This is a genomic window from Streptomyces fuscichromogenes (genome assembly GCF_014645815.1).
GTDB lineage: Bacteria > Actinomycetota > Actinomycetes > Streptomycetales > Streptomycetaceae > Streptomyces > Streptomyces fuscichromogenes.
Genome location: NZ_BMML01000005.1, coordinates 510,246 through 529,356 on the forward strand (window position 1 = coordinate 510,246; position 19,111 = coordinate 529,356).

Annotated in this window: 15 protein-coding genes; 13 read left to right on the forward strand and 2 right to left on the reverse strand. The window is 67.6% G+C overall.

The features are described 5' to 3' along the window. Positions 1-96: 96 nt before the first annotated feature. From IEZ11_RS14145 to IEZ11_RS14170, 6 genes are all read left to right on the forward strand, one after another. Positions 97-2,856 carry a helix-turn-helix transcriptional regulator gene (locus IEZ11_RS14145; RefSeq protein ID WP_189263038.1) on the forward strand — a complete coding sequence of 920 codons (2,760 nt, stop codon included), beginning with the start codon at positions 97-99 and terminating at the stop codon, positions 2,854-2,856. Between the two features lie 325 nt (positions 2,857-3,181). Then, positions 3,182-4,009: an alpha/beta fold hydrolase gene (locus tag IEZ11_RS14150; protein ID WP_189263039.1), complete on the forward strand. Its 828-nt coding sequence runs from the start codon at positions 3,182-3,184 to the stop codon at positions 4,007-4,009. Between the two features lie 76 nt (positions 4,010-4,085). Further along, positions 4,086-4,958, forward strand: a complete 873-nt coding sequence (locus IEZ11_RS14155; RefSeq protein ID WP_189263040.1) for an NmrA family NAD(P)-binding protein — start codon at positions 4,086-4,088, stop codon at positions 4,956-4,958. Between the two features lie 13 nt (positions 4,959-4,971). Continuing rightward, positions 4,972-5,802, forward strand: a complete 831-nt coding sequence (locus tag IEZ11_RS14160) for an oxidoreductase (RefSeq protein ID WP_189263041.1) — start codon at positions 4,972-4,974, stop codon at positions 5,800-5,802. Between the two features lie 110 nt (positions 5,803-5,912). Beyond that, positions 5,913-6,791, forward strand: coding sequence for an alpha/beta fold hydrolase (locus IEZ11_RS14165; RefSeq protein ID WP_189263042.1), 879 nt, complete (start codon positions 5,913-5,915; stop codon positions 6,789-6,791). Between the two features lie 162 nt (positions 6,792-6,953). Further along, on the forward strand, positions 6,954-7,304 hold the full coding sequence (locus IEZ11_RS14170) for an ASCH domain-containing protein (RefSeq protein WP_189263043.1): 351 nt from the start codon (positions 6,954-6,956) through the stop codon (positions 7,302-7,304). Positions 7,305-8,147: 843 nt separating this feature from the next. On the opposite strand, the gene IEZ11_RS14175 is transcribed toward IEZ11_RS14170, so the two are convergent. After that, complete coding sequence (locus IEZ11_RS14175) at positions 8,148-8,993, reverse strand: alpha/beta hydrolase (RefSeq protein ID WP_189263044.1); 846 nt, start codon at positions 8,991-8,993, stop codon at positions 8,148-8,150. Positions 8,994-9,165: 172 nt separating this feature from the next. On the opposite strand from IEZ11_RS14175, the gene IEZ11_RS14180 reads away from it, so the two are divergent. Further along, the gene (locus IEZ11_RS14180) at positions 9,166-9,525 is read left to right on the forward strand and encodes a hypothetical protein (RefSeq protein ID WP_189263045.1); all 360 of its coding nucleotides are present in this window, start codon (positions 9,166-9,168) and stop codon (positions 9,523-9,525) included. Between the two features lie 148 nt (positions 9,526-9,673). After that, positions 9,674-11,077 carry a ricin-type beta-trefoil lectin domain protein gene (locus IEZ11_RS14185; RefSeq protein ID WP_189263046.1) on the forward strand — a complete coding sequence of 468 codons (1,404 nt, stop codon included), beginning with the start codon at positions 9,674-9,676 and terminating at the stop codon, positions 11,075-11,077. 327 nt (positions 11,078-11,404) lie between these two features. On the opposite strand, the gene IEZ11_RS14190 is transcribed toward IEZ11_RS14185, so the two are convergent. Next, on the reverse strand, positions 11,405-12,118 hold the full coding sequence (locus IEZ11_RS14190; protein ID WP_189263047.1) for a response regulator: 714 nt from the start codon (positions 12,116-12,118) through the stop codon (positions 11,405-11,407). Between the two features lie 644 nt (positions 12,119-12,762). Here IEZ11_RS14190 and IEZ11_RS14195 point away from each other — a divergent pair. The 5 genes from IEZ11_RS14195 to IEZ11_RS14215 all read left to right on the forward strand — a co-directional run bounded on the left by IEZ11_RS14195 (position 12,763) and on the right by IEZ11_RS14215 (position 18,987). Then, entirely contained in the window at positions 12,763-13,914 is a 1,152-nt protein-coding gene (locus tag IEZ11_RS14195) for an MFS transporter (protein WP_229713004.1), read from the forward strand. 34 nt (positions 13,915-13,948) lie between these two features. Beyond that, positions 13,949-14,743, forward strand: coding sequence for a M15 family metallopeptidase (locus IEZ11_RS14200; RefSeq protein WP_229713005.1), 795 nt, complete (start codon positions 13,949-13,951; stop codon positions 14,741-14,743). A gap of 94 nt (positions 14,744-14,837) precedes the next feature. Continuing rightward, the gene (locus IEZ11_RS14205; protein WP_189263049.1) at positions 14,838-15,992 is read left to right on the forward strand and encodes a D-alanine--D-alanine ligase family protein; all 1,155 of its coding nucleotides are present in this window, start codon (positions 14,838-14,840) and stop codon (positions 15,990-15,992) included. Between the two features lie 345 nt (positions 15,993-16,337). Beyond that, positions 16,338-17,210 carry a LysR family transcriptional regulator gene (locus IEZ11_RS14210; protein ID WP_189263050.1) on the forward strand — a complete coding sequence of 291 codons (873 nt, stop codon included), beginning with the start codon at positions 16,338-16,340 and terminating at the stop codon, positions 17,208-17,210. Positions 17,211-17,481: 271 nt separating this feature from the next. Then, the gene (locus IEZ11_RS14215) at positions 17,482-18,987 is read left to right on the forward strand and encodes a GMC family oxidoreductase (protein ID WP_189263051.1); all 1,506 of its coding nucleotides are present in this window, start codon (positions 17,482-17,484) and stop codon (positions 18,985-18,987) included. Positions 18,988-19,111: the final 124 nt, after the last annotated feature.

Sequence of the window (19,111 nt, forward strand, 5' to 3'; positions counted from 1 at the left end):
TGCACGGAGGGGAGACGGGACGCGCGGCGCGACCGCGACCGGTCCGACTGCAGCGTGACCACGGCCAGCGGCAATGGAAGGCCCACAGGACTACAGATGGATCAGCTGTTCGGCCGCGACAAAGAGCGCGGCCGCCTCCAGTCACTGCTCAAGCGCGGCCGAACTGGCATGAGCAGCACAGTCGTGCTCCGCGGTGCACCAGGCGTCGGAAAGTCCGCCCTGCTCGATCACGTTCAGGCCGCAGCCGAGGAAAGCCATCAGGTCCTGCGATTTGATGCCGTCGATTCCGAGGCAGAACTCGGATACGCAGCCCTCCACCAGCTGCTGGCTCCTCATCTCTTTCGTCTGCCCGAGCTACCGCTCCCACAACGCAACGCGCTCGGGCGCATTTTCGGCCTTCAAGACCACACTTCTCCACCGGATCGCCTCCTCGTCGGGGTGGCCGCCCTGGGACTGCTCACAGCGGCTGCCGCGGACCGGCCGCTCTTGTGCCTGGTGGACGATGCGCAGTGGCTGGATCAGGAGTCGGCCGTTGCCCTGGGCTTCATCGCGCGGCGCATGTACGCCGAGTCCCTCACCATGATCTTCGCAGTTCGTGAGGGCACCGAATCAGCATCCACTCTCCAGGGACTGCCCTCACTGGTGGTCGAAACTCTTACGGAGAGGCACGCCGCTGAGTTACTGGAGGCGGCTGTCGACGGAGTACTCGACAGCGAGGTACGCGACCGGATCGTATCCGCCACTACAGGCAACCCGCTGGCCCTGATCGAAGCAGCCAGAGAACTCAGCCCCGCCCAACTGAGCGGTGCCTCACCGCTTCCCGACCCCGTTCCACTGGGCCAGGCCACCGAGAAACTCTACGTACGAGAGACTCTGGCGCTGCCGACCGCCACCCGGGCCCTGCTGCTTGCCGCCGCCGCCGACCCCACCTGCGATCCCCAGGTCCTCTGGCGCGCCGGAGCCGTTCTGGACTACGACGCCGATGCCGCCGCGCCGGCGGAGGAGCAGAATCTCCTGACCATCCGGGACCGTGTCACCTTCCGCCACCCTCTCATTCGCGCAGCCGTGTATCACGCCGCACCCACCGCCCTCCGCGTCCGAACCCACGCGGTCCTCGCCGATGTGGCCGGTGAGCTCGGCGACACGGACCTTCGAGCGTGGCATCTCGCGTCGGCAGCCACGAACCCGGACGACGCCGTGGCCATGGAACTCGAAACCGCAGCGCAGCGTGCCGTCGGCCGTGGAGGGTGGGCGGCGGCCTCCACCATCCTCGCCCGCTCCGCCGCGCTGACCAACGACCTGCCCTCCCGGGCACGCCGACTGCTCACCGCGGCCGAGGCGAGCGTGGTCGCCGGATCGTCCGGGCGAGGGCAGGCGCTTCTCGACGAAGCAGCGGCCTACCGAGCGGACCCGCACTACAACGGGCAGGCCCAGCGTGTCCAAGCGCGAATCCATCGACTTGTCGGAGACACGGGCGCTGCTGCGGGCGCACTGCTCTCCGCGGCCCGGCAACTCGCGCCCGTTGACATCCGCATGGCCCGTGACGTCCTGGTGGAGGCGGTGGTGCAGGCGCAGATCGGTGGGTCTCTGGCCCCCGCCGTCAGCACCCGGCGTGCGGTGGCCCGGTTGGTACGGGACCTGCCGCTGCCCCCGGAGTTGGACCGTACCCCCGGTGACGCTCTCCTGGACGCCGATGCCACGTTGCATCTCGAAGGACTCGCCGAAGCGGCGGCCCGACTTCACCGCGCCACCGACGAAGTACGTCAGGCTCCGGCGACGGCACCCGAACTGTTCCAGTGGCTCGCCGCAGCATGTGCCCACGCGACCCTGCTGGGTGACGATATCGCCCTCAACACCCTGGCGTTGCGCATGGAAAGGGAGGCCCGCGCACAGGGAGCGGCCATTCCTCTGGCTCTCGCGCTCAGTCACACGGCGGTTTCCGAACTCGTTGCCGGACGCGTCCGGGAGGCGGAAATCCTTTTCGACAAGCGGTCCGCGTGGGAAGAGGCGCGCGGCAACGAGCAGCACATCGGAGCACTCCTCATCGCGGCCTGGCGTGGTCAACATGTCACCGCTCGGGAACTGGATGAAATCGTTACACAGCAAGCATCTCGCAACGGCCAGGGCTACCAGTTGGTATTCCGTGACTATGCGCGAAGTGTCGTCGCGCTGAGCCAGGGCCGCTATGCCGAGGCCCTCACTGACCTGGAGGGATGTCTCGCGGAGAGCTCGCAACTAAAATTCGCGATTTGCGACATGGTGGAAGCGGCTGTCCGCTGCGACGAATCGAGGCGGGCACTTTCCATACGGGATTATCTGCGTGACCTGGTCGAATTGACTCCGGTGCCCGCCCTCCTGGGTGATCTGGCGCGCGCCGACGCACTTGTTCTCGGCGACGACGCGTCGGCCGAACCGCGTTACCTTGCGGCGATTCAGCATCACGAGAACACACGAGGCCCCGGGCGGCGCGCCCGCAGCCATCAGCTCTACGGAGAGTGGCTGCGCCGGGTGCGTCGTACCAAGGAAGCGCGCCATCACCTCCGATCCGCCCGCGACCTGTTCGCGCATATGGGTGCGGAGGGATATGCGATGCGTGCGGCCATGGAGCTCTCCGCAGCCGGCGCTCCCTCGGAGGCCCAACATCCCGTTCCTGCGACCGGCAGTGAAAGTCGCCTCACCACGCAGGAAGCCAGAGTCGCGAGACTTGCGGCCGATGGCGCAACGAACGCCGAGATCGCCGAGCAACTCTTCCTGAGTGTGCATACCGTCGACTATCACCTGCGCAAAGTGTTCAGGAAACTAGGAGTGCGTTCCCGTCGAGAACTGCAGGAGAACCGGAAATTCCGCAGTCCATGAACCCTTGCATGACGGTGTGAACCGGGCGGATTCCGGTCCTGCGCCACGGGTTCGTAGTCACCTGGCCACGCGGACTACGAACCGCACGTGATGGCTGCGGGCCCGTCCTGATTCACCATGGGAAGCGGCCCCGCGACATCGGGTACGGCAGAGCACGGCAGTGGGGATGAAACCGCGCGAATGTGACGCCCGTGGTCGGCTCGCTGCACATGGGCCAGTCCATTGAACCATTTTCAAGCGAGCTCTGTCGTCGGCGAGTTCTGCAGGAACGCTGACATGGAACAGGTCGACCGGCGGGACACGCCGGCGGAAAGGTGAGTCGATCATGGCAGTCTTCACCACTTCTGACGGCACCCAGATCTTCTACAAGGACTGGGGAAGTGGTCGCCCCGTGGTGTTCAGCCACGGCTGGCCGCTCAACGCCGACGCCTGGGACGACCAGGCTCGTCTGGTGGCAGAGAGCGGCTACCGGGCCATCCTGCACGACCGCCGCGGTCACGGCCGGTCGAGCCAGCCGTGGAGCGGAAACGATCTCAGCACCTACGCGGACGACCTCGCGCAACTGCTTGAGCACCTCGACCTGCACGACGTTGCGCTCGTCGGGCACTCCACCGGCGGCGGCGAGGTGACGCGCGTCGCTGCAGGGCGGGCCGCACCCCGGGTTTCCAAGCTCCTGCTCCTCGGCGCGATCCCGCCGCTGATGCTGAAGACGGAGAGCAATCCCGAAGGCTCACCGATCGAAGTGTTCGACGAGATCCGCCAGGGTGTGCTCGCGGACCGCTCACAGTTCTACTGGGAGCTCAGCGCACCGTTCTACGGTGCCGACCGAGAGGGCTCGCAGGTGTCCCTGGGGCTGCGCGAAGCCTTCCGGCTGTGGAGCATGCAGGTCGGCCTGAAGGGCGCGTACGACTGCATCAAGGCTTTCTCGGAGACGGACCTGACCGAGGATCTGAAGCGGATCGACGTCCCGACCCTCATCATCCACGGAGATGACGACCAGATCGTCCCCATCGTGGCATCCGCGGAGAAGTCGGTGAAGCTCATCAAGGACGCCGAACTGAAGGTCTATCAGGGGGCGCCGCACGGGCTCATGTCGGTCGCTCCTTTCAGGGAGCAGTTCAACAAGGATCTGCTCGGCTTCCTCGCCGACTGACCTGCGGGAGCATGTGCCTCCCCAGTCGACCCACCCTCCGCTACAGGCACTTCTCCAGAAACGGAGAGTCACCGTCATGCAACGCAATCTTCTGGTGGTCGGGGCCACCGGCAGGACGGGGGGATACACCACCGGGCTGCTGCTTGAGCGCGGTCATCGTGTCCGCGCGCTGGTCCGGGGCCTGGACGGGCGTGCCGAGCGGCTGGCCGCCCTCGGGGCGGACGTCGTGGAGGGCGACGTCCTCGACCTGGACTCCCTGGCGGAGGTGACGAAGGGGATCGATGCCTTGTACTTCACCTATCCGATCCGCCCCGGCCTGATGGACGCCACCGCGAACGTGGGCCAGGCGGCGGAGGAGAACGGGGTCCAGGCGATCGTGAACATGTCGCAGATCTCCGCGCGCCGCGACACCGCGAGCAATGCGGCACGTCAGCACTGGGTCGCCGAGCGCGTCCTGGACCGCTCCCCGGTCCCGGTCACTCACCTCCGCCCGACCTTCTTCGCCGAGTGGCTGATCAACATGTGGGACGGGAGCGGCACGTTGCGCTTCCCCTTCGCGGGCGGGCGCCATGCCCCGATCGCCGCCAGCGACCAGGCCAAGGTGATCGCGGCCGTCCTGGAGGACCCCGCCCCGCACGCCGGCCAGATCTATCCGCTGTACGGAGCCGAGGAACTCGACCACTACGAGATCGCCGAGAAGATGTCACGGGCGCTGGACCGGAAGGTCACCTACGTGCCGATCGAACTGGACGAGTTCAAAGCGATCCTGGAGCAGCGAGGAACCTCGCCCCACATGATCCAGCATCTCCTCGCTGTCGCGATCGACTACCGCAACGGCGTCTTCTCCGGCATGAACGACCTGGTCAAGACGATCGGCGGCGTCGCTCCGCTTGATGTCCAGGGCTTCGTCGCCCAGAACAGGTCCTTCTACGACAACTACTCAGCCTGAAGAGGAGGCAGCGGTGAGCGTCTGGTTCGTCACCGGATCGTCCCGGGGTTTCGGTCTGGAGATCACTCGTGCCGCCCTCGCGGCCGGCCACCAGGTGGTCGCCACCGCCAGGAAGCCGGACACCGTCCGGGAGCAGTTTTCCGACGTCGGCGACAAGCTGCTTGCCGTGGCGCTGGACGTGACCGACCCGCAGAGCATCGCAGCGGCCGTCGACGCAGCGGTGGAGCGGTTCGGCCGGATCGACGTCCTGGTCAACAACGCCGGCACCGGCCTGCTCGCCGCCGTCGAGGAGTCCGACGACGCCGCGGTCCGGGCGGCGTTCGAGACCAACGTGTTCGGCCCGCTCGCCGTCCAGCGCGCCGCACTGCCGGTACTGCGCCGCCAGCGCTCCGGCCACGTCATCAACATCAGTTCCATCGTGGGCTTCGCCACCGCGCCGGGCTGGGGCATCTACGCCTCCACGAAGTTCGCCGTCGAAGGCTTCACCGAGACCCTCCACACCGAACTCGCGCCCCTCGGCATCCACGTCACCCTCGTGGAACCCGGTTTCTTCCGCACCGACTTCCTCGACCCCGCCAACCTGCACACCGGCCCCGACACCATCGACGACTACGCGCCCACCGTCGGCGCGATGCGCACGGCCGCCGCGAGCCTGCACCACGCCCAGCCCGGCGATCCGGCCAAGGCCGCGCGCGCCATCGTCGAGATGGCCGGCACTGCCGAGCCGCCCCTGCGTCTCCCGCTCGGCGCCGACACCCTGCAAGCCTTCGACGCCAAACTGGACACCTTCCGCAAGGACATGGACGCCGCCCGGCACATCGCCCTCTCCACCGACCACGAATAGGTCTGTGCCCTCTAGGGCGCCGAGGACGAGTCGTCGGGAACAGCGGACCGACGGCAAGCACCCAAAATGCCAAGTGGCCGGGGACGGCACTCAAAGCTGGAGAGGACGGTATGTCCACACCTGATGACGAGTATGCGAGCAGACTGGTCGAAACACCCTACGGACGTCTGCACGTCCGAGACATCGGAGGCACTGGCTTACCCATAGTCGCCATGCATGGCTTTCCGGACGATTCGCGGATCTATGACCGCATCATCCCTCTCGTAACTCCACGACGCGTGGTGGCTCTGGACTTCTCCGGCTTCGGAAAGTCCGAGCGGGGCCAGGAGACCACCCTCCGGCCCGGACAGCGCGAGGCCGAACTCAGTGCGGTACTCACTGAGCTGGGAATCGATCGCTGCGTTCTGGTCGGCCACGACGCCTCGGGTGCCGTTGCGGTCAATTTCACCCTGGACCACGCCGAGTCGGTGGACAGACTCGTCCTCCTCAACTGCTACTACGGGGACGCCCCTTCCCTGCAGTTCCCGGAGTTGATCCGCTTGCTGGGAGATCCCGACTTCAAACCGCTCGCCGATGCCCTCATGGACGACCCGAAGATGCGGGAATGGATCCTGGCGCACACCCAGGCGCGGTTCGGCTACGCAGTCGGGGACCCGGACGGTGTGGTGGCCGCCTCCGTAGTGCCGCAATGGTTCGGCGAAGGCACGCGGTCGGACGCGTTGGTAGCGATACGCGCGTGGACTGCCGCTCTCTTCCCCGACCTGGAGGTCCAGAACCGCCGAATCGCGGATGGCGATCTGGCCACGCTGACCGTGCCGGTCACGGTGGCGTTCGGTGAGGACGACCCCTACCTCAACCCCGAAGTCGCCCGTCACATCGCCCATCAGTTCCCCCATGCCGCGCTGCACCTGATCAAGAACGCTTCCCACTGGCCCCAGTGGGAACAGCCCGAGCAGACGGCCCGACTCATCCTCGGAGACGAGGACTGAACCTGCTTCACAGCATGCCAGGCACCGCCTGTTCACGAGCAGGCGATGCCTGGCTCGGCCCTTCGCGATGTGGCCGTCCCACGTGATTTCCGTTGATGCCTCACCGGGCGACCGGCCTCCCCTGAAAAGGCGCGCCCAAGCCCCCCGGAGCCTTCCCGCCCCATGAGCAGCACCTCCCGCATCCGCGAACTCAATCTCTACCGCCAGTACTTCGACCTGGTCGCGGCAGGCGCCAAGACCATCGAGGTCCGGGTCGAAAACCCGCACTTGGCCGACCTGGCAGTCGGCGCCGTGATCCGCTTTTGCATCAAGGGAACTGACGACACGTGCGAGGTCGAGGCGAGGCGAGTCACCGAATACCCCGACGTCGAAGCCCTCCTCGACGGCGAAGGTCCCTTCAACATCAACCCCACGGCCACCCGTGACGAGCAGCTCGCCAGGATCCGGGCCATCTACCCACCCGAGAAAGAAGGACTGGGCGCTCTGGCCATCGAAATCGGGCTTCTCGGCTGACGCGCCGGTGTGGGTCGGGACGACCGCATCCTCGACGGGGTCTGAGTCCGGCTCGCACCCACTGCTGCCAGGCACCTCGCGCCCCCGACATGAGTACGGTGGTGAGGCCGCGGAGCCGAGTGCCTGTGTGATGTGCAGAGATCAGGGTCGGCGGCGGAGACGTAAGGAGTCCTGGGCCGCTGGACGACGCCGACCGGAGCCGACGGCGGGATTCGAACCCGCGTTACCCGCTTGGAAGGCGAAGTATCCGCTGCCTGCGCACCTGCACGACGAGGATGGTAGCCGCCCCGGCTGGTGCCCGGCATCTCGTTTCGGACCTTGAGTGCCCGGTGGCCAAGCGGAGTACAGCTGTCGGCACGGGGCGTCGCCCTGGCAGGCGCAGGCGCAGGCGCAGGCGCAGGCGCAGGCGCAGGCGCTCCGGGGCGTAGAGGTTCCGGGCCACGTGCACCTCCGGGCCGCCGAAGCCGACGATGTCGACGTGGCCGTCACCACCACTGGCGCCGACGAGGAAGCGGAGGTGCTCCTTGCCCGTCCATACCGGAGCGGTCCGAGCGCGAGATTCCGCAATGCGGGCACTCGGACATGACGAGCCGCTTGTGAACGCGGCGCTTGTGCGTCGCGGTCCTGTAAGAGGACGAGGTCAGCGCTGAGAGAACGGGACGGCTCCCGCAGGCATCGGGCCCGCGGGAGCCGTCGGTTGTACCGTCTGCGGCTGCGAGTCCTGCACCGTCCGGGGCGGCAGCAGAGAGTCAATGCCAGTGCCTGTACAGCGGTGAGGAAGGCCAAGACACGGCCGCCGGAAGCCCCGCGTCGGTCAAATGGGCGTCCCGCTCGCGGAGTTGATCAGCGCACGGAGTCGGCGGCGGCGACGATGGCACGGTCGACCGCTCCCGGGCTGATCGACGGAACATCGTGGCCAGAGCGGGTGTAGCTGATGTGGGCGCCCACCCGCTTGGCCTCGAACTTCTGGGCGGCCGTCGGTACGGCGTGGTCCTCGGTCGAGATGACCGCCCACTTCGGCGTCCTCGCCGGCGGATTCACCGTGGCCTTGTCGGTGAAGGCCGAGAGGGCGACCGGCTCCTGAGTCACCGAGGCGACCTGGATGTCCGACGTCGACAGCCCGTTGCCGTACACGGTCCCGAACTTGTCGGCCTTGAGGTACACGTCGGTGTCACCGCCGGGCAGCGGAACGGTGCGGAAGTTCTCCGATACGAGCTGCGACCCGGGGAACTGTCCGATCAGGGAGCCGGCGGTCTCTCCCGCCTTGGGGATGAGAGCCGCCACGTACACGAGGGCCTTGACCTTCGACGTCTTCGCGGCGACCTGGCTGACGACCTCTCCGGCGTAGGAGTGGCCGACCAGCACGACAGGGCCCTTGACGGTCTTGAGCTGTGCCTCGACGTAGGCGCTGTCGAAGGCCAGGCCGCGCAGCGGGGTGTCGATCGCGAGGACCGGGTAGCCGTGGCGTCGCAGGTAGCCGATCTCGCTGTTCCAGCTGGAGGAATCGGCGAACGCCCCGTGGACCAGGACCACCGTCGGCTTCGCTCGGTGCGCCGCCTGCGAGGCGACGGCGTGGTCGTTCGCCTGGGTCGTGACGGCGCTCGCGTTCGTCACGGCCAGCGAGGCCACGACCGCGCCACTCACAATTCCGGCGGTCGCCAGCGCTTTGATTCGAGCGGTGGACTTCATGTGGTGTTGTTCCTCTCGGGTTGTCGAGCCTGATCGGCAGAGGAAGCGGCACGGTCCGCAAGGGCAGGGAAACCGCATTTGTTACGGCCGGCGGCGCTTCGCAGAATCGACTATGGCGGCCGCATCGGCGGAAGGCTAATGCCAATCCTGTTTCTTTCCATGTCGATCCGGCATGAGCCAGTGGGCTCTCCCGCCGTTCTTCGATATTTTCAGCGCCGAATTTCCCTCGCTTAAAGCGGGCAGAGCTGCTGGCAATTGGGCGGCATCCGTGCTGTCCGGCGCGCTTGATTGCCGGTATCTGTTTCGCCTGCGCGGTGGTGTGGGCACTGCGACGGGTACGAACGGGCACGGTCGCCCGGGGGCGGCCGGCATCGCCGTGACCGGACGACGACCATGTGAGGACGGTGGCGTCGTCAGCATGCCCGCCGGCCAAGTCGGCGGTGTGTCCGTCACGGTCGGCAGGTTTTCTCTTCCGGTTCAGCCCAGGTCGTGGACGCGGATCGAGGCCATGAACGGCATGCACGAGCACTGAGCCGCCGACGGCCCGTGTCTTCCCACGTCGCGACGACGGTGCGTGGGCGTCGGCGACCGCCCGGGCCGCCCGGTCCGCGTCGGACACAACGGCCACCCCACAGCCCGTTCTCGGGCACCGCCATGTGTACATCCAGTTAGGACAAGTAGTGCGTATACACAAGCTGAGCTCTGCCCTGGTGGGGGTCGTCGCCGTGCTGGCGATGACCACCGGGACACCTGCTTCCGAAGCGGCGGCCCCCGCCCGGCCTTCCGGAGCGGCAGCCTCCGCCCAGCCGGACTCCGACTCACCCGCGCCTGATGCCCGGCACAGCGAGCGCGTGATCCCCGGCACCTCGGGGGCGGCGGCTCGGAGGGGACTGCCCGCCGAGGTCTCCCGGCGGTTCTACGAGCTCAACGCCTCCCGGCACCAGGGCCCGGTCGGCGTCTACGAGGACGCGCCGTCCGCCACGGATACCACCACCGACGCCTTGTCCTCCTGGACCGGAAAGTACCACGCCTACTGGGGTGTCTTTCCCACCGGCGCCACCCTGCGCGGCGCGCAGGCCACTCACAGCGTCAACCTTTCGACCCCGGTCACCGGCGACGACACCGTCTATGCGCCGACCCTCGACCCGAGCAACGCCACCTGCATCGAGATGACCACGATCTACTCCGGGGGCACGATCTGGGTCGGCGCGTGGGACTGGTGTGCGGCGATCCCGGGCTGGGCGAAGTACGTGGTCGTCGACTCCGCTTTCCTGGACACCTACACAAAGAAGGTGAACGGCCGGCCGTCGTACTCGGTCCAGGACGTTCAGACCAATGCGGCGACCAACGAGTGGACTTCGTACCTCTACAACTACGACACGCACGAATGGGAGACCTTCTTCAAGAGCGCGAACACCAGCAAGCTGGGCAGTTCCGGCGGCGGCTGGGACATGATGGAGGTCTACACGCACTACGACCCCACGACCGGCCAGGGCCAGTACTGCGCGGAGACCAAGGGCGCGGTGTTCCAGACCACGGGGCTCAAGTACCAGACCTCCTACGGCGGCGGCTGGACGGCCGCCACGGAGGCCAATTCGAGCGTGGCGACCACGGTGAAGTCGTCCGACCTCGGTTGCTCGGATCTGTCCTACGCGGTGCTGACGCCGAACAGCGGGTTCTCCCTGACCAACGAGAAGAACCCGACGGGCCCCATCAGCAACTCCGCCGGGATGTGTGTGGACAACCGCGTGGGAGACACCACGAACGGCAACCCGGTCCAGCTGTACTGGTGCAACGACACGAACTCGCAGCAGTGGACGCTGAACCTCAACGGCACGATCACGGCTGAGAGCAAGTGCATGGCCGTCAAGGACGGGGGCACGGCGAACGGCACCGTCGTCGAGCTGTACGACTGCGACGGCTCCGGCGGCCAGAACTGGCAGACGCGCGCCGACGGCACGATCTACAACCCGCAGTCCGGCAAGTGTCTCGACGGCACCGCCAACTACACCATCGCTCTCACCCAGCTCCAGATCACGAGCTGTACCAGCGCCGTCAACCAGCGGTGGAACATGCCCACCTGATCCCTCATCGGGGAGGGGGGCGGCCTGCCGAGGGCGTGCTCAGGTACCTGGTAAGCCACCCTGCGAGGGGATGCCACGAAGTCTCCGGTGGGGGCCGGCCTCACGCGGACCAGGACGCGTGCCGGCCCATGACGCCGGACGCGACGAGGCTCCCGCCGCATCTCCGTCCCTTCCTCCACCCCCTGTCGTCCAGCCCGCTGTCCAAGCGTTCAGGAGCGCGGCCCTCACGGCCTCCTCCGATTCCGCCTCTTCGCCCGGTTCCGTCGCTCGTTCGTCCATGTTCATTTCTCCGTCGGTCCGTTCATCTCCGGGGCACGAAGCCGCAGTTCAGTGGGGGGCGACGCATCCATCCTCGACGAGGCCCAGGAACGTCGTGCGCCCCCATTGGGTCGTGCAGTCGACCGCAAGCCCGTCACGCGCAAGCCGCTCGTTGAGCCGCACGATTCTGCCCTGCAACGCTCGGCGGCTCATCGGTTCCCCGGCTGTGCCGAGCAGGAGGCACAGATCGTGACAGCACCACGGCCGCGAGGCGGAACAGAGAATGTCCAACAGCACCTGCTGGGAATGCTGCTGGGGGCGGGCAGCGCGAAACGGCGGTGAATCAGCGACCCGCCGCCGCGGTGAGCGCCGCATGTCCAGCCATCGGCGCTCTGCGGCGATTCTGCTGGCGAGTTCCCTGGGCGGCGAGTCGCGGGGGAGGACATTGGCGGCCCCCGCCAGCAGAAGCCGCACGGAATCCGTGTGATCCGGTACGAGTACGACCACGGACGCGATGTTGCTGAGCGCGCGCACGCGTCGCTCAAGACCGTCGCTCCACTGCGAACCGGGTACGTCCAGGACGGTGAGGTGGGGGCCGGCCTCGTGCAGCAGGGCGCCGTAAGCCCGTTCGGAGCCCCAGGTGTGCGTCTGGGCGGGCAGTACCCGCTGACTGCGCATGGCGCGGAGCAGCGACGCCGTCCGCTCGCGCTGCAGCGTGAGCACGATGCTCACCGGATAGGTGACGTCCTCCTCTTCCGCGAGCTCTTCCACGCGCTCTTCCACGGGACCGACGGGACCGACGGGACCGTGGGCGATGCTGAGGGCAGTCATGTTCGGTGTTCGTCCTCCGGGGTTGCAGCGCCCGGACGTGGGCCTGGAGGCGTTGGCGAAGGCCGGCCTGCTCGGGCGTCGGCGGGTCGCCGGGCGGCAGAGGCAGACCTGACCCGCCCGCCGATTCTCGGTCAGGTCCAGCCGATACCGCCCATACCGACCGGGGTCGTTCCGATGCCGGATCGGCATGCCACCAGCCCGCCGCCGCCTCGTCCGCCGCACCTGCCGCGCCGAAGTGTCCGTTCGGTCCCTGTCGAGGTCCCGTCGGTACCCGATGGGCTACGGCAGCCGTGAGCACGTCACCCGGAGCCCTACGTTGGTCCCCGTCGGCCTCCCCCGGTCCCCCTCGGCGGGAGGCCGCCCTGATGCCCGTCGAGTCGCCCGCGGCGTCGGAGTCATGGAGAGCACGGCCCGCCGAAAGGCCAGGTGACGTGCGCCCTTTGGGCTGCCGCTCGCGTGTCCCGCTCCGCCCTTCCCGTACAGAGAGCCGAACAACGATGCTCGAAGAGCTTCATGCCAAGTCCGAGGCAAGGGCCAGGCCGCCCGGCGGGTGGGCCGACGACGACGCGGTTGTCCGCCGCAGGTCGGCTGTCTTCTTGTCGACCGTCCTCACCACGTTCCTCGTCGCCTCCAGTGCGCCCACCCCGCTCTACCGCGTCTACCAGGCGAGTTGGCACCTCTCCTCCGGCACGGTCACCGTGGTCTACGGCGTGTACTGCCTGAGCGTCCTGGTCGCGCTCCTGACCGTCGGCGCGCTTTCCGACCATGTCGGCCGACGGCCGGTCATCGGTGCAGCTCTCGCCCTCGAAGCACTGTCCATGCTGCTTTTCCTGCAGGCCGGCGGCGTGACCTGGCTGATCCTCGCCCGGACGCTCCAGGGACTGGCCACAGGTGCCGCGACGAGTGCACTGGGCGCTGCCCTGCTCGACGTGACCAGGCGGTGGGGACCTCTGTTCGTCAGCATCGCACCGCTCATCGGCATGGCGTTGGGGACGATCGGCACGAGCCTGCTCATGGACCTGATTCCGGCTCACCTCGGCAGCGTGTACGCGCTGCTGTTCGGCGCGCTGGCCGCGCAGATGCTGGGCCTGGCCTTCCTGCCGGAGTCGAGGTCGCCGAGGCCGGGCGCCTGGCTTTCACTCCGACCACGCATCCGCGCTCCCCGGTCCGGTCGCCGAGCCCTCCTCGTCACCGCACCCGTGTTCGTGGCCGTCTGGGCTCTGGGCGGTTTCTATCTGTCCCTCGGGCCCGATCTGGTGCAGGGCATCACAGGATCGGCGTCGTCGGCCGCCGACGGGCTGGTCGTGTCCCTGCTGACCGCCAGCGCGGTACCCGCTGTGCTGCTGACCCGGCATGCCGACGCCGGCCGAACGGCTCTGGTCGGCTCGCTGTTTCTGACGACGGGGGTGGCCGTCACGCTGCTGGCCGCGCACCGCGACTCCGCCGCAGCCCTGTACGTGGGGACCGCGGTGGCCGGTGCGGGATTCGGCCCCGCGTTCCAGGGCGGCGTCCGTCTGGTGACGGCGAACGTCCTCGCGACGGAACGGGCGGGCCTGATGGCCGCCATCTACACCATCACCTATACGTCGATGTGCGTTCCGGTACTGGTCACGGGTTTACTCGTCGGCGAATACGGCCTCCTGCACTGCACCTTGTTCTTCGGCGTTTTCGTCATGGCGCTCTCGTTGACACCGTTCGCGGGTCTGGGGAAATTCTGCGCCCGTATATCAAGCCCATATATCAAGTAGAAGGTACGGCATAGTGATGATCAACAATGTGCGCATGCGCGTCCCCATGCTGCTGGCACTTCTGGCGGCCGCCCTTGTCACGGTGACGAGCGCCTCGGTCACCGCGCAGGCCGCCGACACGGAAGACAAGGCACCCGCCGATTTCGTGGCGCTCCACGACGTGGCCCCCGCGATTCTGCAGGAGATCCGCTACGCCACGCCTCACAACTTCATCGGCACGCCGATCAACGGCTACGCCGAACCGCTGTGCATCGTCACCGCCCCGACGGCACAGGCCCTGGCGAAGGCCGAGCGCTACTTCCTGACGCAGGGCTACACGCTGAAGGTGTACGACTGCTACCGGCCGCAGCGTGCGGTGGACCAGTTCGTCGACTGGGCCCAGGATCTGACCGACCTGAAGATGAAGGACGAGTTCTACCCGCAGGTGGACAAGGCCGACCTCTTCGCCGACGGGTACATCGCGGCGAAGTCGGGGCACAGCCGTGGCAGCACGATCGACCTCACGCTCGTGAAGCTGCCGGTCCACCCGACGCGTTCCTACGTTCCCGGGGAAAAGCTCGAGCCGTGCTACGCGCCGGCGGCGCAGAGGTTCCCGGACAACTCGATCGACATGGGCACCGGCTACGACTGCTTCGACACGCTCGCGCACACCCTCGACCCGCGCATCGTGGGAGTCCAGCACAGCAACAGACTGCTGCTCAAGAACGAGCTCGAGTCTCTCGGATTCGTGAATCTCGCCGAGGAATGGTGGCACTTCACCTTCGCCGCCGAGCCCTACCCGTCCACCTATTTCGACTTCCCTGTCTCCCGGTCCTCGCTGACCAGCTGACCGGACAACCGAGGACTCCGGTCCACCAGTGTGCGGCGCCGGCCTTCCGACCGGAAGGCCGGCGCCGCACAGCGAAGGAAGCAGGGCAGAGACCATGACCGAACAATCCACCTCCCCTCCGTCCGGATCGCGCCGCAGGCCGCTGGTGGTGCTCCTCTTCGGCGGCCGGAGCTCGGAGCACGGCATTTCCGTCGTGACCGCGGGGGCCGTACTGCGAGCCATCGACCGGACGAAGTACGACGTCCTGCCGGTGGGCATCACCCAGGACGGGCGCTGGGTCCTGACGGCGGACGATCCCGAGCGCATGGCGATGGCAGGCCGGCGGCAGCCCAGGGTCGAGCAGCTCACGGATTCCGACCGGGGCAACATCGTCATCTCCGTCGACCCGACCGACCGGACCGTCGTCCGCGGTGAACGCGGCGCGGAGGCCAAGGTGCTCGGCGAAGTGGACGTGGTCTTCCCCGTACTGCACGGACCGTACGGCGAGGACGGCACCGTGCAGGGCCTGCTGGAGCTGTCCGGCATCCCCTACGTCGGCGCGGGCGTTCTCGCCTCGGCGGTCGGCCAGGACAAGGAGTACATGAAGAGGGTGTTCAGCTCGTTCGGCCTGGCGGTCGGACCGTACCTGGTGGTCAGACCCCGTGAGTGGCAGTCCGACGCGGTGGGTGCCCGCGAGAGAATCGGCCGCTTCGCCGACGGGTACGGCTGGCCGCTGTTCGTGAAACCGGCACGCGCCGGCTCTTCGATCGGTATCACCAGGGTCGACGGGCCGCCGGGGCTGGAGGACGCGATCGCGGAGGCGCACCGGCATGACGCGAAGATCGTCGTGGAGGCCCTGGTGCAGGGCCGCGAGATCGAGTGCGGAGTGCTTGAGTTCCCCGAGGGACCGCGAGCCAGCGTGCCGGCCGAGATCCCGGCGCCCGACGCGCGTGCGTACTACGACTTCGAGGCGAAGTACCTCGAATCCACTCCCGGAGTGGTCCCCGCGGCGCTGACCGACAGCCAGACCAGTGAGGTGCGCCGACTGGCCGTCAAGGCGTTCGAGGCGGCCTCTTGCGAGGGGCTGGTCCGTGCGGACTTCTTCCTCACCGAGGAGGGACGATTCGTGATCAACGAGATCAACACCATGCCCGGCTTCACCCCCGTCTCGATGTACCCGCAGATGTGGGCGGCCAGTGGCATCGGATACGCAGACCTGGTGGATCGTCTGATCCAGGCGGCGCTGCGACGGACCACCGGGCTCAGGTGATCCGAGCCGGATCGCGCCCGGCCGCAGGGCTATAAAACTCGGGGATTTGCCGAGTACTGAACACCGTGAAGTCTTCAACCGTTGCCGCACCGAGACAGAGCGGAATTATTTCACATCGGCACCGTCGGTGACCGGCGGCAAATGTGGGCAGAGTCGCGGGCATGGCATGGCAGGGCAACCAGCCACCGCCGGAGGCCACTTTACGCCAGTCAATCATGGTCATGGATGCCCGTCGGCGCCAATGCCGATTCGCGTAGAAGTCATGCCGGTTGGGCATTGCCAAAGCCCAAGACGCCTTTCCGGATCGCAGTTCGACAGGAAAAGCGGCGTGGTTAACATGGCGTCATGGATATCGACCTCCGGCGTCTCCGCTATTTCGTGACGGTTGCCGAAGAGCTCAGCTTTGTGCGTGGTGCCGAACGGCTGAAGATGACCCAGCCCGCACTGAGCCGACAGATCCGAGCTCTTGAGGACGATCTCGGAGCGTCGCTGCTTCAGCGTGGCCCGCTGGGTACGGCGCTCACTCGGGCCGGCGGTCAGCTGCTGGAGGACGCACGGCCGCTGCTCGCAGCATCGCTGGCCTTGCAGCGGCGAGTCCGGCTCGCCGGCCGTGAGGGGCACCACTTCACCATCGGCTTCATGCCAGGTGTCATAGTCACCCCGATCGTCAGGCAGTTCCGGGCACTGGCGCCTGAGGTCAACGTGCAGGTCCTGCACACGACGCCCACCGACCAGGTCGACTATCTGCTCGACGGTCGTGTCGATGTCTGCTTCGTCCGGCTGCCCCTGCCGGTCGACACCTTCGAGATCGTCCCGCTGTTCCCCGAGCCGCGGATTGCGGCTCTCTCCGACGAACATCCGCTGGCAGGGGCGCAGACCGTCCACATCACGGAACTGACGCCGTACCGCTTGCTCCAGGACTCCGCGGACGTACCGGAGTGGCGCGGCACCGACGTCGACGCGGCAGTGGCGCGCAACCCTCCGGAAGCCGAACGGCCCACCTCGATCGAGGAGAGCCTGGAAGCCGTCGCGTCCGGCACCGGGTTCATCGTCGTCCCGGCCGGCCTCGCCGATTTCTACCGTCGCCCCGATATCCGTTACGTCCAGCTCGCAGGGGTTGCCCCGCGCATGGTGGCGCTGGCGTACGCCAGGAACCGGAAGATGCCGTCCATCGACCAGTTCGCCAAGATCGTGATTGCGGCGCTCGGTTCGGCATAGAGGTGCGCGGGTGGGCGAGCAGAACCACCCTGTCCTGTCGTCATGTCCGATCGGCATTACGGTTCCGGGAATCGGCATTGGCGTGATGAGCCTTGGCCCGCAAAGCTCTGTGTCAGAAGGAACTTGAACTGACAGAAAAGGTTTGGACGATGCGTCAACTCGGCTTACTCGTGCAGATTGCCGGGACAGATGTCCATGCATCTCAGTCCTGCGCCGCAGCGCGACAAAGCCGGAGCGCTCTCGGGCCGATCGGCCCTCGGGCGGGACAGAGATGACTGCCTATGACTATGTGGTCGTCGGTGGCGGAACAGCCGGCTGTGTTCTCGCGGCGCGCCTGTCCGAGGACGCGGCGGCGGAGGTGCTTCTCGTGGAGACCGGCTCGGCGCTCGGGCCGCCGGCCATGCACCTTCCGGTCGGGTTCCCGCTCATCCCGGCCAAGGAGATCCTCTGGTCACGCTGGACGACACCACAGCCCGGGACACTGTCGCGCAGCCACCACTGGCCCAGCGGACGGGTCCTCGGAGGATCGAGCTCGATCAACGCGATGATGCACGTCCGCGGGCACCGCGCCGTCTACGACGGATGGGCGGACAGCGGTGCGAAGGGCTGGAGCTACCCCGAGCTGCTGCCGTACTTCCGCCGGACGGAGACGGCGATGGGCCGCAACCCCGCCCTGCGCGGTGTCATCGGGCCGGTGTGGGCGGCACCGACGACCCAGCTCGACGACGGGTCGCTGACGTTCCTCGGCGCGCTCACCGAGGCCGGTCACGATCTCACCGACGACATCAACGGGGAACGGCAGCACGGCGCCTTCTGGTGCGACCTGGCGGGGGCGGGTGGCCGTAGGCAGAGCGCCGCGGACGCCTATCTGGTCCCGGTGCTGGACCGCCCCAATCTGCACCTGGCCACGGAGGCGGACGTCAGCCGCCTGGTGATCGAGCACGGACGCTGCACCGGCGTGGAATACACCTCCTTCGGCACGGTGGAACGCGCCGAGGCGCGCGGCGAGCTGATACTGGCGGCCGGGACGGTGGGCTCCGCTCACCTGCTGCTCCTCTCCGGTGTCGGCCCTGCGGCACATCTGCGTGATGTCGGGATTCCGGTGCTGGCCGACCTCCCCGGAGTCGGCGCCAATCTGCACGACCACCTGCAGTGCCCTGTGGTCTTCGAGGCAGGGCGGCAACTGACCACCAGCCATGGCTTCAGTACGGTCGGTGCCCTGGTGCACAGCGGCGCGACAGCCGTTCCGGACGTCCAGCTGATGCTGCTCGACGCTCCGGCGGACATCGCGGACGTCGGGACGCCCGAGTGCGGACACACGGTTGCCTTCGCTCACACGGCGCCGGCGAGCCGGGGAACGGTCCGGCTCAGGAGCCCGAACCCGGGCCGGCTGCCGTTGATCGACCCGAACTACCTCGCCGACAGCGCCGACGTGTCGGCCATGCTCGTGGCCCTCGGCATCGCGCGAGAGATCGGCCGCATGCCCGCCTGGGGGCAATGGGGTGCCCGGGAGACCGCTCCGGGAAAGGGCGACGACCTCGTCGCCTACATCCGCAGGAACGCGGCGACCTTCCACAACCCCGTCGGCACGTGCCGGATCGGGATGGACGCCCTCGCTGTCGTCGACCCGGACCTCAGAGTGCACGGCGTCGACGGTCTGCGTGTCGCGGACGCCTCGGTGATGCCGTCCATCCCCAACACCGGAGTGAACGCGACTGTCCTGGCCGTCGCCGAACGGGCTGCCGAGACCATCCGACGCGATGCGAAACGGCCCTGAGAGCACCTGCCGGACGTCCGGAGCAAGGCCGCACGGCGGCCCCTGAACACGAAGGAACGGTAACGGTGAAGTTCTTGTGGCGCATGGTGGACGAAACGCTCGTCGGCGCGGTGATCTACGCACT

Excerpts from the sequence above, each read along its gene's own strand:
- IEZ11_RS14145 (WP_189263038.1), top strand. The coding sequence starts at position 97 with ATGGATCAGCTGTTCGGCCGCGACAAAGAGCGCGGCCGCCTCCAGTCA.
- IEZ11_RS14150 (WP_189263039.1), top strand. The coding sequence starts at position 3,182 with ATGGCAGTCTTCACCACTTCTGACGGCACCCAGATCTTCTACAAGGAC.
- IEZ11_RS14155 (WP_189263040.1), top strand. The coding sequence starts at position 4,086 with ATGCAACGCAATCTTCTGGTGGTCGGGGCCACCGGCAGGACGGGGGGA.
- IEZ11_RS14165 (WP_189263042.1), top strand. The coding sequence starts at position 5,913 with ATGTCCACACCTGATGACGAGTATGCGAGCAGACTGGTCGAAACACCC.
- IEZ11_RS14170 (WP_189263043.1), top strand. The coding sequence starts at position 6,954 with ATGAGCAGCACCTCCCGCATCCGCGAACTCAATCTCTACCGCCAGTAC.
- IEZ11_RS14175 (WP_189263044.1), bottom strand. The coding sequence starts at position 8,993 with ATGAAGTCCACCGCTCGAATCAAAGCGCTGGCGACCGCCGGAATTGTG.
- IEZ11_RS14180 (WP_189263045.1), top strand. The coding sequence starts at position 9,166 with ATGAGCCAGTGGGCTCTCCCGCCGTTCTTCGATATTTTCAGCGCCGAA.
- IEZ11_RS14200 (WP_229713005.1), top strand. The coding sequence starts at position 13,949 with ATGCGCGTCCCCATGCTGCTGGCACTTCTGGCGGCCGCCCTTGTCACG.
- IEZ11_RS14205 (WP_189263049.1), top strand. The coding sequence starts at position 14,838 with ATGACCGAACAATCCACCTCCCCTCCGTCCGGATCGCGCCGCAGGCCG.
- IEZ11_RS14210 (WP_189263050.1), top strand. The coding sequence starts at position 16,338 with ATGGATATCGACCTCCGGCGTCTCCGCTATTTCGTGACGGTTGCCGAA.
- IEZ11_RS14215 (WP_189263051.1), top strand. The coding sequence starts at position 17,482 with ATGACTGCCTATGACTATGTGGTCGTCGGTGGCGGAACAGCCGGCTGT.